Here is a 12,472-nt window from a genome sequence, read left to right on the forward strand (position 1 = left end):
CGGATGACTTTCATGACCGATTCCATTTCCGCTGAATCCGCCCAGCCCGATGTCCGCGCGTATGTCGCGAACCGCATCGGCTTTCTCGAATTGAACCGGCCGAAGGCGCTGAATGCGCTGTCGGTCGGCATGATCCGGCTGATGCAGCAGGCGCTCGACGCATGGCGCAACGATCCCGATGTCGTCGCTGTCGTCGTGCACAGCCCGCACCCGCGCGCGTTCTGCGCGGGGGGCGACGTGCGATTCTTCCACGACGCGTGGCAGCGCGGCGACCGCGATGCGGTCGATACGTTCTTCATCGAGGAATACACGCTGAACCATGCGATCTTCACGTATCCGAAGCCGTACATCGCGCTGATGCATGGCGTCGTGATGGGCGGCGGCATGGGGATTTCACAGGCAGCGCGGCATACGGGCGGCCTGCGGGTCGTGACCGACTCGACGAAGATGGCGATGCCCGAAACGCGCATCGGCCTGTTCCCGGACGTCGGGATGAGCTGGTTTCTCGCACGCACGCCTGGCGCGATCGGCCGCTATCTCGCCGTGACCGGTGCGCCGCTCGGTGCAGCCGATGCGCTGTACGCGCAGCTCGCCGATGTCTATCTGCCCGATGCCGCGCTGCCGGCGCTGCTCGATACGCTGCGCAGCGCGCCGATCGACAACGGCGCGCAGGCGGTGGCATGCGTCGCCGAGGCGGCCGCCGCGCACAAGGTCGTGCCGACGCCCGACACGTCGGCGCTGGCCGATGCGCGCGCCGGGATCGACCGGCATTTCGCGCAGCCCGACATCAACGCGATCCTCGCGTCGCTCGACGCCGAGCAGGATTGCGCGGCCGTCGATGGATGGGTCGAGAAGGCGACCCACGCGATGCGCGAACAGCTGTCGCCGTTGTCGATGGCCGTATCGCTCGAAGTCGTTGAGCGCGCGCGCGGCGCGACGATGGCCGATTGCCTGCGACGCGATCTCGATCTCACGCGCTCGACGTTCGCCCACGGTGACGTGATCGAAGGCGTGCGCGCGTTGATCGTCGACAAGGATCACCAGCCGGACTGGCGCTTCAAGTCGGCCGCCGATGTCGATCGCGCCGACGTGCTCACGATGTTCGACAGCCCGTGGACGCCCGACACGCATCCGCTGCGCAATCTGAAGGACTGAAGTCGGTCGGGCAGACCCGCACGCGAGACAGAAACGAAAAGGCCGCCTGCATTTGCAGGCGGCCTTTTTTTGCGGATGCCGACCGGCCAGCGGTCGAAGGGCGTAGCGCCCGCGCGAGCGTTATTCGTCGCCCGCGTCGTCCGACATGAACGCGCGCATGAACACGAGCGCGCCGAAGCCCCATACCGCGTTCGCCGCGAAGCCGGCCGCGAGCACCGGCATCATGTTGCCCGACGGCCAGATGCCGCGCAGCGGGTCGATCGCGAACACGCGGGCGGCCGTCAGCACGATGCCGCCGAACACGAGCGCACCGATCCACGATGCCTCGCGTTCCGGCGATACGCGCAGCAGCCACGCCATCGGAACGGCGCAGCATGCGCTGATCAGCGCATTCGCGACAAATTCAGGAATGCCGAGCGGCGCGAACGGCTGGGTCGAGAAGCCGGTTGCGGCGATCAGGTCAGCCGTGTGAAGGAGGGCGAGCGTCGCCTCGCGGAAGAACAGGGCGGCCAGGAAGCCGGACAGGAATGGCAGGATGACTTTCTGCATCGATGAGTGCACCGCAGGCGCGCACGGCCGGGGCGGTACGCGCGGAGTTATTGGGATAGGTGCGCCATTATAGGGCCCGCCCGCGGCGATATTCGCTCCAGCGTCGTGCTAATCACGAAAGCGGAAAACCTAAGCTCAAAAAAATTGTTCCAAAGCCCTGCACCGATCCCTAGACTGATTTCCCAGAAACAGCCGTGCAATCGCGTCCTCGCCCGCTGCACGGACTGACCGGCGAGCCATCCCGAATCGAACGCACACCATGCATGCGTCGCGCATCCGCGACGCGAGCAGGGCGATGTTTTTTCCAAATTTCGGCAGTGACAGTCAAGCAGGAGCAGCAGATGAATGTGTTCTGGTTTATCCCCACGCATGGCGACAGCCGCTATCTCGGCACGGCCGAAGGTGCGCGCGCCGCGGATTACGATTACTTCAAGCAGGTCGCCGTCGCGGCCGACACGCTCGGCTACGACGGCGTGCTGCTGCCGACCGGCCGCTCCTGCGAGGATGCGTGGGTCGTCGCGTCGAGCCTCATCCCTGCGACGCAGCGCCTGAAATTCCTGGTCGCCGTGCGCCCCGGCATCGCTTCGCCGGGCCTCGCGGCACGGATGGCCGCGACGTTCGATCGCCTGTCGGGCGGCCGCCTGCTGATCAACGTCGTGACGGGTGGCGATGCGGCCGAACTCGAAGGCGACGGCCTGTTCGCCGATCACGACACGCGCTACGAGATCACCGACGATTTCCTGAACATCTGGCGCGGGCTGCTGGCCGCGTCGCACGACAACGGCGGCTTCGACTACATCGGTAAGCACCTTCAGTCGAAAGGCGGCAAGGCGCTTTATCCGCCCGTGCAGCGTCCGCATCCGCCGCTGTGGTTCGGCGGTTCGTCGCCGGCCGCCCACGCGATTGCCGCCGATCACATCGACACCTACCTGACCTGGGGCGAGCCGCCCGAGGCCGTTGCCAAGAAGATCGCCGACATCCGCGCCCGCGCCGAAGCACGTGGCCGCAAGATCAAGTTCGGCATTCGCCTGCACGTGATCGTGCGCGAGACCGAGGACGAAGCATGGCGCGACGCCGAGCGCCTGATCAGCCGTCTCGACGACGACACGATCGCGCGTGCCCAGCAGGCGTTCGCGAACATGGATTCCGAAGGCCAGCGCCGGATGGCCGCGCTGCACGGCGGCAAGCGCGGTGGCCGCGACGCGCTCGAGGTGTATCCGAACCTGTGGGCCGGCGTCGGCCTCGTGCGTGGCGGCGCGGGCACGGCGCTCGTCGGCAATCCCGAGCAGGTCGCGGAACGCATGCGCGAATACGCGGATCTCGGCATCGAGACGTTCATCCTGTCCGGCTATCCGCACCTCGAGGAGTCGTATCGCTTTGCCGAACTCGTGTTCCCGCTGATCAAGGGCAAGGGCGCGGAGAAGGCGACCGGCCCGCTGTCGGGGCCGTTCGGCGAGATCGTCGGCAACAGCTATCTGCCGAAGGCGAGCCAGAGCTGAGCGAGAGGAGGCTTGCAATGACAACGAAAACGTCGACGACGGGCGCCGTCGTGGCTGCTCGCGCGTGGCGCAGCATCGCGCCGTGGCTCGTGCCGCTCGCGCTGCTGGCGGCCTGGGAGGTCGGGGCGCGCACCGGCTGGCTGTCGACCCGCGTGCTGCCCGAGCCGGTTGCAGTCGTGCGCGCGGCCTGGTCGCTCGTGACGTCGGGTGAAATGTGGGCGAACGTGAAAGTCAGCACGTGGCGCGCGCTGTTCGGCTTTGCGATCGGTGGCGGTGTCGGCCTTGCGCTCGGGCTCGCGACCGGCCTGTCGAAGGCGGCCGAAGTGGCGCTCGATTCGACGATCCAGATGATCCGCAACATCCCGGCGCTCGCGATGATTCCGCTCGTGATCCTGTGGTTCGGCATCGACGAGAAGGCGAAGCTGTTCCTCGTCGCGCTCGGCGTGTTCTTTCCGGTCTACATCAACACGTATCACGGGATCCGCTCGGTCGACGCGAACCTGATCGAGATGGCGAAGAGCTACGGCGTGCGCGGTTTTGCACTGTACCGCGACGTGATCCTGCCCGGTGCGCTGCCGTCGATCCTCGTCGGCGTGCGTTTCGCGCTTGGGCTGATGTGGGTGATGCTGATCGTCGCGGAAACGATCTCCGCGCAGTCGGGCATCGGCTACATGACGATGAACGCACGTGAATTCCTGCAAACCGACGTGGTGGTGGTCGGCATCCTGCTGTACGCGGTGCTCGGCAAGCTGGCCGACGTGCTGGCGAAATGGCTCGAGCGCGTGACGCTGCGCTGGCACCCCGCTTATCAATCAGGAGCAAAGGCATGAATGCGACGACTTCGGCGGCCGCCTACGGCCCGCTCGCCGGCGCAGACCTCGAGGTCGAACTGGCGCAGGCACGCGTCGCGGACGGTGACGCGCGCGACGCGGCGATTCTCGATCGTGACGGCGGCGCATCGGTCGTGCCGCTCGCGCGGCGGCGCGCGGGCAGCCCGGCACCCGACGACGCAGTGACGCTGTCGGGCGTCAGCAAGCGCTTCGGCGCACGTACCGTGCTCGACAACGTCGAGCTCGGCATCGCACGCGGCAGCTTCGTCGCGATCGTCGGCCGCAGCGGCTGCGGGAAATCGACGCTGCTGCGTCTCGTCGCGGGACTCGAGCATCCGAGCAGCGGCGTGCTCGTGACGCGCGGCGAGGGCGGTGGCGTGCTCGATACGCGGATCATGTACCAGGATGCGCGCCTGTTGCCGTGGAAGACCGTGCTGCAGAACGTGATGCTGGGCCTCGGGCGCGGCGCGCGCGATCAGGCACGTGCGGTGCTCGATGAAGTCGGCCTGCTGGAACGCGCCAACGACTGGCCCGCGCAACTGTCGGGCGGCCAGCGGCAGCGCGTTGCACTGGCCCGCGCGCTCGTGCACCGGCCGCAACTGCTGTTGCTCGACGAGCCGCTCGGCGCGCTCGACGCGCTCACCCGCATCGAGATGCATGCGCTGATCGAGCGGCTGTGGCGCGAGCATCGATTCACCGCGCTGCTCGTCACGCACGATGTGCAGGAGGCCGTCGCGCTCGGCGACCGCATCCTGCTGATCGAGCAGGGGCGTGTGGCGCTCGATCAGCCCGTGCCGCTCGACCGGCCTCGTGCCCGCGCATCGGCGGCGTTTGCCGCGCTCGAGGATCGCGTGCTGAAGCGCGTGCTCGCCGGCGGGCCTGGCGCGGCCGATCAGGACACGGAGCATTGGGCAGACAACGTTCGACCGGTCGGGCAGATCCGCTGGGCCGTTTAATTCCGGGCGGTTCCGGCCGCCCGTTCTGAGACTTTTTTCTTCGGAGCGATCATCCCGATGAGCATCACTGCAATCAACGTACGTAACCAGTTCAAGGGCAAGGTGAAGGAGATCATTCGCGGGTCCGTGGTCTCCGAGGTCGACGTGGAGACGCCGTTCGGCATCGTCACGTCGGTCATCACGACCCGCTCGGTCGACGAACTCGAACTGAAGGTCGGCGCGGAAGTCGTCGCGCTCGTGAAGTCCACTGAAGTGTCGATCGCGCGCCTCTGAGCGCGCGTGTCCTGCACCGGTGCGGCGCCGGCGGCCAGTGTGCCCGTCGGCGCCGCATTTGCATTTGCGCAGCGCGTTCGCCTCGGTATTCGACGTCCGGATGAAGTGCTAGGATGGAACGAAACCGACGGCGGAGGCCAACGCATGACCCCCATCCTTTCCCCTGAAGCCATCGAGGCGCTGAAATGGATCGACCAGTTCGGCGAAAGCCGGCCGGTTCCCGCCGCGTTCGACGACGTCGTCTATGCGTTGCTGAACGAGGGGCTGATCTATCAGGCGACGGCCGACCGGGTCGACCTGACGGCCGATGGCAAATCCTTTTTGTCCAACGAATACGATTGAGCGTCCGGCGCCGGTTGCACGAGCGGCCTGGCGTCGCGTCGCCACGGAGCGTGCGATGGAACCGAGAGGCAGCGACCTCGGCGATTTCAGCGAGCCGTACCGCGGCTTCGAGATCGAGGTGAAGACCGAGCAGGTCTGGGACGGCGAGCATGCGCACTACCGTGTGCTGCAAGGCGATGCCGTGCGGATCGACTGGCGGCTCGTCAAGGTCGACGGGTTGCTGCTGACCGAGCGTCGCGTGATCGAGCGCGTGTTCGACGAGGCGCGCCGGGCCGTCGATGCGGAGCTGGGCGAGGGCGGCTAGCGGGGCGCCGGGCAGGAGCGGCCCGTGTTGCGGTAAAATACCCGGTTGTTTCCGTGCCGCCTGGCCTGTTGCCCGAATTCCATGTCCGTTCCGTCCTCGCTTCCTCCCCGCCGCGTCTCCGTCGCGCCCATGCTCGACTGGACCGACCGTCATTGCCGGTCGTTCCACCGTACGCTGACGCGCAACACGTGGCTGTATACGGAGATGATCACGACGGGCGCGCTGCTGTTCGGCGATGCCCAGCGGCATCTCGCGTTCACGCCGAGCGAATCGCCGATCGCGCTGCAACTGGGCGGCAGCGAGCGTGACGATCTCGCGCGCGCCGCGAAGCTCGGCGAACAGTGGGGCTACGACGAAATCAACCTGAATTGTGGATGCCCATCCGAGCGCGTGCAGCGCGGTGCGTTCGGCGCGTGCCTGATGAACGAGCCGCAGCTCGTCGCCGACGGCGTGAAGGCGATGCGCGATGCGGTGTCGGTGCCGGTCACGGTCAAGCACCGAATCGGCGTCGACGCGGTCGAGGACTACGCGTTCGTGCGAGACTTCGTCGGCACGGTGGCCGAGGCCGGTTGCGAAACGTTCGTCGTGCATGCGCGCAACGCGATCCTGAAGGGGTTGTCGCCGAAGGAGAATCGCGAGATCCCGCCGCTCAAGTACGACTATGCGTATCAGTTGAAGCGCGATTTTCCGTCGCTGGAGATCGTCATCAACGGCGGCATCACGACGCTCGATGAAGTCGCGCAGCATCTGGAACACGTCGACGGCGTGATGCTGGGGCGCGAGGCATATCACAACCCGTTTGTGCTGGCCGAAGTCGATACGCGCTTCTACGGATCGACCGCCGCGGTGCCGACGCGCGAAGAAGCCGAAGCGCAGCTGATCGAATATTGCGCGGCCGAACTGAAGCGCGGAACCTATCTCGGCGCGATCGTGCGGCATGCGCTCGGGCTGTATCGCGGCATGCCGGGCGCGCGTGGCTGGCGTCGCGTGCTGTCCGATAACAAGAAGCTCGCGCGGGCCGATCTGGCCGTGTTCGACGAGGCGCGCGCGCACCTGAACGAAGCCGAAGAAATTTTTGAAAAAAAGGCTTTGCAAGATTCAAAAGACTTCGTATAATCTTGTTCTTCGCTGCTGAAACAAAACAGCGAAGCGAAGTAAGCAGTATCAGTGGTGGCTGTAGCTCAGTTGGTAGAGTCCAGGATTGTGATTCCTGTCGTCGTGGGTTCGAGTCCCATCAGCCACCCCAAAAATTCAAGCACTTTCAGCAAAAATGCGCTGACGTGTTACAAGTTTTGGAAGATGAGATTCCAAAACTTGGAAGATAAAGCAACGAAAGCCCGCCGATGAGCGGGCTTTTTTGCGTTCGGCTTTTGTCTGGGGGGGATTGATGGCTGTCAATTTCAGAGGCAAGACCAATAAGCGATTGGCGATGCAGCAGGCTGCGGATCGTGCCAATAGGCGCTCAGGACAGGGTTTTCAGCGAAGCGGCGAATCGAATGGAATCGAGGCCGCGCCGATTGATTCGACTTTGATCGGTGGGATCTGTTTCGATGGCGGTGGCATACCTGGGGTCACGGCTATAGGAATCGATGGTCAAGTCTCGGGCCAAGTTGACGTCAGCGACGTAACCATCGTAGGGGTTCATACAGGCATTGCAGTTGACGATCGAAGTGACGACTTTCGCGGCGAGGAGAAAGAGGCGATGAAGATCAATGTGAGTGGCGGAAGCAATATTACCGGCGACCATGCTGGGATTTCGGTGCCGCAGGGCTCGACGGCAGAAATTGACGTGAAAGAAAATTCGGCTATTGCTGGAGGCACCTACGGTATTGAAGAGCGTGACGCGGTCGTCGCTGCTCTTCGAGATGTGTTGCCCCAGGACACGCCGACGGATGTGATTCAAGATGCAATCGATGCAGTTCGGGCCGCAAAAGACGGAACGGACGATGAAAGGAAATCTGCGGTTCAAAGCAGCCGGCTGATGGAATGGATCAAAGATAACGGTCCCGACCTGGTCGGAGTGGTGATAAGAGCTATTGCCGCTGCGTCCAGCTGATCATCGCGTCGCTCGAACCTTTCTCTGGCGGCGGCGATCGTAGGTTTTTCGAACCATGCGTTCATCGGCATGGCCAGTCGCATCGATGAGCCGTTCGTCGCCTTCTTCCCGCCGGTCCGTAACCGCAGCCGGCCTCATGTCGCGCAAGGCGAAGCGCTCGAACTCCACACCGCGGGCCTTCGCTTCCTTTTCGCAGTATCCCATCAGGCGCGACCAGTTCGTGTTCCATCCACTGCGGGTGTACACCTGGCCGGCCGTATTGCCGAAAATGTGAACACCTGGAGTTCGCTGTAGCGCGAGCGCCTCGTCGATGACCGCCTTCAACTCGGGCGACCACGGCACGAGTTTCACGCGCTGCTGTTCGCCAGCCTTGCGTTTCCCGATCGGCACCTCGACACCCTCGGGTTTCACGCTCTGTCGATGCAGTTCGCGCATTTCGGTCGGCCGACTGACCGTCAAATAGGCAGCCAGCACACAGAGCGCAAGAATCAGGTACGTTGAGCTCGAATGCTTATCGCCAACGCTGCGCCGCGATCGCGTGACCTCGACCGCGAGCTCAATCTCGTCCTGACGGACATACCGCTGGCGCGGACGCGTCGGGTTGTACTCGATGCCGCGGCACGGATTCGTTTCGAGCTCGCCGCGGCGCCGGCCGTATTCGAGGACCGCGGAGAGAAGATCGATTTCCTTGTTCGCCTTCGCTGGCGCGCCGAGCTGTGCGCGCTTGTCGAGGTAGCCGTATACGTGCTTCGGCTTGATGGCCGCCGGCGACATCTTCCCGAAGACCTTGATCAGCCGCTTCGATTCGACGCGGTTCTCGTCGAGCGTGGACTGTGCCTTGCGCCGCTCGTCGGTGTGCGGCATGCCGTCCTGCCATTCGAAGTACCGCGCGACGAGCGCCTCGACCGTGCCGGGCTCGATCGCGTTCCCGTTGAGCGCCTCCGCGCGTTCGATCGCCTGCTTCCGGATCTCGGCCAGCGCTTCTTTGTTGTGCGCGGGCGCCGACAGGCGAAACGCCCAGCGGCCGTTCGGCAGCTTGTAGCCGAAGCTGACCTTGTGCTTCCCGTAGTTGGCGTATAGCCGGAACGGCAATCCGTCCGGCCGTTTGCGTCGTCCGATCATGCTGCGAGCGCCGCGAAATTCGGTTCGTCGTCGGACTCAGCGCGGTGCGCGCGCGCACCGTTCATGCGGGCATCGAAATACTCGCGCGTCACGAGCGGCACGCCGGCGATGTTGACGGCATACGGCCAGCGATTCCGCTCGAGCCAACGCTTCATGCAGGCAAAGCTGCGCGGTTTGCATCCGATCAGTACCGCAAGTTCGTCGACGGTCAGGTAACTACTCATATCACCCCCCAATTTCTTCGCGTCACTTCCAATATCCGTTGTGCTGTTTGGGTCATGCTAGGATTCCGCAGGCCGATACGAGGCTGAAATGATGCGAGACAAACGTAAGAAATCTCGACCGGAAGTGCCGCAACCTGAGATCGTCGAAACACCTAAACAGGCAAAGAGGTGGCAGGTGTACGTCTTGGTCATCGGGGGCGTTGTCGCGTTGTTTGGCAATGTTGCCTCGTCCTATTTGAATCGGCTTATTGAGCCGAAACCAGTGATTCCGCAAGCGCGTGTGGGTCCGAATATTTCGATAGAGGGCAGCAAGTTTTCGAACTCTGGTGTCGGAATAAGCTTGCCTGCCGATAGCACCGCGCATCTCAATCTGAAGAACGTTCAAATGGATCACAGTGGGCGCGATATAGAACAACGTGAGGCGCCAGCGCAAGCCGCGAAGCCGTTGGGCGATTCGAATAACCAATCCGGCAACAACCCTCGGGTCGGCGTCAAGATTCGAGGTGGCTCCGGGAACAAATTTTCATATGTCGACGTCAAGGGGGCCCAGGCGTTCGACATGGAGGACACCTCCAACAATGAAGTCGGCCGCCTAGTCAACGACCAGTCGGCGGCAGATGGTCACGTCTCTGTCCGTCAGTCGGCGGTGTTAAATCCCACCGAATCAGAACCCCAGCAATCGAGTAAAAAAAGAATTGGATTCTCAAGCCGGTGACATGGTTGATTGGTTTGCTGACCACGCTGCTTGCCTGGTATCTGGCGCATCGCTTTGGTTGGAACCAGTAGCGACCCGTGCGCTCAAGGCGGTATCTGTAGCCGCAGCAGCGGCTTATGATCGCGCTCATCGGCCCTCTCCTGCGCTAGCGGCGTCGATGGCAGCGTCTAGGCGTTCGTCGCTTGGACAGTCTGTACCGAGCCGGACAAGGGAGTGATGGCCGGCCACCACGAACAGCGTCGATTCGTTCCAGTGCTGCTGCCGCAGCCACCGATACCGCTCGGCGTCTCGCTTGTCGTCGTCCGTCACCTTGGCGCGCGGCTCCGGTTGGCCCGGATGGGTGAGCAGCGCGGTCAGGCGCTCGAGCAGGTTCAGCTCGGCGTCGTAGAACGCCTTGTCCTCGGCATCCGGCCATTCATCGCCGATTGCGCAACCGGCCTTCAGCCCGTCAGCACTGCGCGAAATGCTCTGGCAGGCGTCCATGATCGTGGCACGCGCTTCGGCGGTCAGCACGTTGTCATTCGGCATGATTGGCTCCTTGGAGAAGGGCGCGCAGCGCGTTGCGGTATTCGATGCGTGGCGTCGTTCTGGCGGCCCATTCGATTGCCTTCCGCTGCTCGTCCGTCAGCCCCTCCCGAGCGTCTGCCCGCGCGGGCTGCGGGGCAGCCTCAAGTGCCGCTTTCGCATCTCGCAGCGCGTCACGAACTTCTGCACCTTGCGTCCATTTCGGCCGCCGGCCGCCCGTCATCTGCTGATCGCAATAGAACAGCTCGACATACAGCCGGCGGGTGAGCTCGCGCCAGTCCACCGCTTCCACTGGTTGAGCGGGAGAGGCACCTAGAAAGCCAAGCGGAAACCAAACTCCAGAGTCCTTGCGGCATTGCTCGATGGCGTCATTCCAAAGCCAATCGCCCGATAGTTCTCCGGTGTCCGGATGCTTGCGAACCCACGCCACCGCTTCCGCTGCCATAGCGGGCGAGCGGGCGAGGGCGATTCGCCAAACGTCGATTCCGCCGATCTCGAACGTGACGTTCCAGTGGTCGCCGTCCCAGTCGTCGAGCATCGACGCATATTCGACACGCATCGCATCATCGGTGCACGGGCCGTCGTACATCATGCCGAGAACCGCATCTAGCACGTCCGCGCGACGCGCGACGATCTTCGCCGTGGGAGTGTCGGACTCACCGTGACCGATCACGATGAAGCACTCGGCCGCCCCTTCCGCCCCCGTCTCGTTGGCAGATGCGGCGCGGGCCAGCCATTCGCGCGCGTATTTCGGGAAGACGTAGAGGCATTCCCTGTCGCCGCGGATCGCTTCGAGGCGGTCGAGCAGCACGGCGAGCGGCGGCGTGATTTCGATCTGCTCGATGACCTCGCCGTGCTTCTTGCCGCGCTGCTTCGCGCGCTTCACGCGGATGTGGCCGGCCTTGCGGTCGACCTGCGGCCACGACAAGTCGAGGAATTCGATCTTGCGGTTGCCGGCGAGCGCGGCATACTCGGCCGGGTCAGCCGTTTCTGTGCGCGGCTGCTCCTCGTTGCGCCGAACCTTGCGGCACGGGTTCATCTTCGCTTGCCCGAACTCGATCGCGAGCCCGATGAGGTTCGAGAGAAGGGCGATCTCGTGGTTCGCGCGCACCGGCGCATCCTTCCGTTCCTTTCGCAGGTAGCGCGCGATGTCGGGCGCTTCGATGGCCGTCGGCCTTCAGCGGCGCGTCGATACCGAGTGCCTTCATGATCCAGCGCTTCTGGGCCGCGCCTTGTTTCAGGCCACCGGTCAGCTCGACGAGCTGGTCGTTCGTAACGATGCTCATCCTTCGATCCTCCTGAATTCGACGAGCCACAGCCACGGGTTCGCGTCCCAGCCATGGCCGGCCGCGGCGTTCAATCCATCTCACAACTCGCGGAACGCGCGGACGCTCGGCGGCAGGTGTTCGCCGGCGTAGTACCCGACCGTGTGTCGGTCGTCGATCGTGATGCCTTCCGCGCGCGCATCCGCCTCGCTGATGTCCTTCAGCCGCTCGACGCGCACGCCAGTCACTTCGAGCAGCGTGCGCGCGGCGGTGCGCGGCATGAAGATCGACGGGCGGCGCCACCACGCCGGCGTCGCGCCGCCGCACGCCGCGTTCGGCAGATCGCCGCCGAACCGGTATTCGCGGCCGGTATCGAGCGTCATGTCGACGAAGTGCCACTCGTCGCGCTCCTTCTTCGGGCTCCCGACGCTGGCGCCGCGCATCATAGACCTGATGCTGGCGGCGTGCGAGGCCACGCACGTCGCGCTCGACAGCCTGAACGGGGCGACGATCGTGCGCGTACCGAGCGGTTACGCCAGTTCGTTCGACCGCCACATGGCTGTCGCGACCCGGCAACGTCTCTACCATGACGGATACAACGTTACGCGCGAGGCTCTTCCGGCCGATCGCTGAACGCCGCGGCGCCTCTGATTGCTG

16 protein-coding genes, 1 tRNA gene and 1 pseudogene are annotated in these 12,472 nt (G+C 64.3%); 12 read left to right on the forward strand and 6 right to left on the reverse strand.

Features of this window, described 5'->3' with window-relative positions:
• Positions 1-3: 3 nt before the first annotated feature.
• On the forward strand, positions 4-1,155 hold the full coding sequence (locus KEC55_RS07800; protein WP_432626287.1) for an enoyl-CoA hydratase/isomerase family protein: 1,152 nt from the start codon (positions 4-6) through the stop codon (positions 1,153-1,155).
• Between the two features lie 120 nt (positions 1,156-1,275).
• On the opposite strand, the gene KEC55_RS07805 is transcribed toward KEC55_RS07800, so the two are convergent.
• A complete protein-coding gene (locus tag KEC55_RS07805) occupies positions 1,276-1,704 on the reverse strand; it encodes a hypothetical protein (RefSeq protein WP_043182670.1) in 429 nt (142 codons plus the stop codon).
• A gap of 341 nt (positions 1,705-2,045) precedes the next feature.
• Here KEC55_RS07805 and ssuD point away from each other — a divergent pair, with 341 nt between their 5' ends.
• From ssuD to KEC55_RS07850, 9 genes are all read left to right on the forward strand, one after another.
• Positions 2,046-3,203, forward strand: a complete 1,158-nt coding sequence (gene ssuD / locus KEC55_RS07810; RefSeq protein ID WP_059234577.1) for an FMNH2-dependent alkanesulfonate monooxygenase — start codon at positions 2,046-2,048, stop codon at positions 3,201-3,203.
• Positions 3,204-3,220: 17 nt separating this feature from the next.
• The gene (gene ssuC, locus KEC55_RS07815; RefSeq protein WP_282507401.1) at positions 3,221-4,033 is read left to right on the forward strand and encodes an aliphatic sulfonate ABC transporter permease SsuC; all 813 of its coding nucleotides are present in this window, start codon (positions 3,221-3,223) and stop codon (positions 4,031-4,033) included.
• Positions 4,030-4,989 carry an ATP-binding cassette domain-containing protein gene (locus KEC55_RS07820; RefSeq protein WP_282507402.1) on the forward strand — a complete coding sequence of 320 codons (960 nt, stop codon included), beginning with the start codon at positions 4,030-4,032 and terminating at the stop codon, positions 4,987-4,989. The genes ssuC and KEC55_RS07820 overlap by 4 nt, the downstream gene beginning before the upstream one ends.
• Before the next feature lie 57 nt (positions 4,990-5,046).
• The gene (locus KEC55_RS07825) at positions 5,047-5,262 is read left to right on the forward strand and encodes a TOBE domain-containing protein (RefSeq protein WP_006476104.1); all 216 of its coding nucleotides are present in this window, start codon (positions 5,047-5,049) and stop codon (positions 5,260-5,262) included.
• 144 nt (positions 5,263-5,406) lie between these two features.
• The gene (locus tag KEC55_RS07830) at positions 5,407-5,604 is read left to right on the forward strand and encodes a hypothetical protein (RefSeq protein ID WP_059234572.1); all 198 of its coding nucleotides are present in this window, start codon (positions 5,407-5,409) and stop codon (positions 5,602-5,604) included.
• 55 nt (positions 5,605-5,659) lie between these two features.
• Positions 5,660-5,908 (forward strand): hypothetical protein, encoded by a 249-nt coding sequence (locus KEC55_RS07835; RefSeq protein ID WP_176048195.1) that lies wholly within the window; start codon positions 5,660-5,662, stop codon positions 5,906-5,908.
• A gap of 129 nt (positions 5,909-6,037) precedes the next feature.
• Positions 6,038-7,024 carry a tRNA dihydrouridine(20/20a) synthase DusA gene (gene dusA, locus KEC55_RS07840; RefSeq protein WP_282507403.1) on the forward strand — a complete coding sequence of 329 codons (987 nt, stop codon included), beginning with the start codon at positions 6,038-6,040 and terminating at the stop codon, positions 7,022-7,024.
• Positions 7,025-7,078: 54 nt separating this feature from the next.
• Positions 7,079-7,154 (forward strand) — tRNA-His (locus tag KEC55_RS07845).
• Positions 7,155-7,295: 141 nt separating this feature from the next.
• On the forward strand, positions 7,296-7,964 hold the full coding sequence (locus tag KEC55_RS07850; RefSeq protein WP_282507404.1) for a hypothetical protein: 669 nt from the start codon (positions 7,296-7,298) through the stop codon (positions 7,962-7,964).
• On the opposite strand, the gene KEC55_RS07855 is transcribed toward KEC55_RS07850, so the two are convergent.
• Entirely contained in the window at positions 7,965-9,086 is a 1,122-nt protein-coding gene (locus KEC55_RS07855) for a hypothetical protein (RefSeq protein ID WP_282507405.1), read from the reverse strand.
• Positions 9,083-9,241, reverse strand: a complete 159-nt coding sequence (locus tag KEC55_RS07860) for a hypothetical protein (RefSeq protein ID WP_282507406.1) — start codon at positions 9,239-9,241, stop codon at positions 9,083-9,085. The genes KEC55_RS07855 and KEC55_RS07860 overlap by 4 nt, the downstream gene beginning before the upstream one ends.
• A gap of 157 nt (positions 9,242-9,398) precedes the next feature.
• On the opposite strand from KEC55_RS07860, the gene KEC55_RS07865 reads away from it, so the two are divergent.
• Entirely contained in the window at positions 9,399-10,025 is a 627-nt protein-coding gene (locus KEC55_RS07865) for a hypothetical protein (protein WP_282507407.1), read from the forward strand.
• A gap of 126 nt (positions 10,026-10,151) precedes the next feature.
• Here the strand turns inward: KEC55_RS07865 and KEC55_RS07870 are convergent, their stop codons facing one another.
• From KEC55_RS07870 to KEC55_RS07880, 3 genes and pseudogenes are all read right to left on the reverse strand, one after another.
• On the reverse strand, positions 10,152-10,553 hold the full coding sequence (locus KEC55_RS07870) for a hypothetical protein (protein WP_282507408.1): 402 nt from the start codon (positions 10,551-10,553) through the stop codon (positions 10,152-10,154).
• A complete protein-coding gene (locus tag KEC55_RS07875; protein WP_282507409.1) occupies positions 10,543-11,661 on the reverse strand; it encodes a hypothetical protein in 1,119 nt (372 codons plus the stop codon). The genes KEC55_RS07870 and KEC55_RS07875 overlap by 11 nt, the downstream gene beginning before the upstream one ends.
• 171 nt (positions 11,662-11,832) lie before the next feature.
• Positions 11,833-12,108, reverse strand: a pseudogene (locus KEC55_RS07880) (hypothetical protein); the annotation flags it as partial.
• A gap of 88 nt (positions 12,109-12,196) precedes the next feature.
• Here KEC55_RS07880 and KEC55_RS07885 point away from each other — a divergent pair.
• On the forward strand, positions 12,197-12,448 hold the full coding sequence (locus KEC55_RS07885; protein ID WP_282507411.1) for a hypothetical protein: 252 nt from the start codon (positions 12,197-12,199) through the stop codon (positions 12,446-12,448).
• The last annotated feature ends 24 nt before the right edge of the window (positions 12,449-12,472 follow it).

The sequence above is a fragment of the Burkholderia cepacia genome (assembly GCF_029962485.1).
Taxonomy (GTDB): Bacteria; Pseudomonadota; Gammaproteobacteria; order Burkholderiales; family Burkholderiaceae; genus Burkholderia.

Bases quoted from the DNA above. Each gene is read 5' to 3' on its own strand.
- KEC55_RS07885 (WP_282507411.1), top strand. From the start codon at position 12,197: ATGTCGACGAAGTGCCACTCGTCGCGCTCCTTCTTCGGGCTCCCGACG.
- KEC55_RS07825 (WP_006476104.1), top strand. From the start codon at position 5,047: ATGAGCATCACTGCAATCAACGTACGTAACCAGTTCAAGGGCAAGGTG.
- KEC55_RS07830 (WP_059234572.1), top strand. From the start codon at position 5,407: ATGACCCCCATCCTTTCCCCTGAAGCCATCGAGGCGCTGAAATGGATC.
- dusA (WP_282507403.1), top strand. From the start codon at position 6,038: ATGCTCGACTGGACCGACCGTCATTGCCGGTCGTTCCACCGTACGCTG.
- KEC55_RS07865 (WP_282507407.1), top strand. From the start codon at position 9,399: ATGATGCGAGACAAACGTAAGAAATCTCGACCGGAAGTGCCGCAACCT.
- KEC55_RS07800 (WP_432626287.1), top strand. From the start codon at position 4: ATGACTTTCATGACCGATTCCATTTCCGCTGAATCCGCCCAGCCCGAT.
- KEC55_RS07835 (WP_176048195.1), top strand. From the start codon at position 5,660: ATGGAACCGAGAGGCAGCGACCTCGGCGATTTCAGCGAGCCGTACCGC.
- ssuC (WP_282507401.1), top strand. From the start codon at position 3,221: ATGACAACGAAAACGTCGACGACGGGCGCCGTCGTGGCTGCTCGCGCG.
- KEC55_RS07860 (WP_282507406.1), bottom strand. From the start codon at position 9,241: ATGAAGCGTTGGCTCGAGCGGAATCGCTGGCCGTATGCCGTCAACATC.
- KEC55_RS07850 (WP_282507404.1), top strand. From the start codon at position 7,296: ATGGCTGTCAATTTCAGAGGCAAGACCAATAAGCGATTGGCGATGCAG.
- KEC55_RS07855 (WP_282507405.1), bottom strand. From the start codon at position 9,086: ATGATCGGACGACGCAAACGGCCGGACGGATTGCCGTTCCGGCTATAC.
- KEC55_RS07805 (WP_043182670.1), bottom strand. From the start codon at position 1,704: ATGCAGAAAGTCATCCTGCCATTCCTGTCCGGCTTCCTGGCCGCCCTG.
- KEC55_RS07870 (WP_282507408.1), bottom strand. From the start codon at position 10,553: ATGCCGAATGACAACGTGCTGACCGCCGAAGCGCGTGCCACGATCATG.
- ssuD (WP_059234577.1), top strand. From the start codon at position 2,046: ATGAATGTGTTCTGGTTTATCCCCACGCATGGCGACAGCCGCTATCTC.
- KEC55_RS07820 (WP_282507402.1), top strand. From the start codon at position 4,030: ATGAATGCGACGACTTCGGCGGCCGCCTACGGCCCGCTCGCCGGCGCA.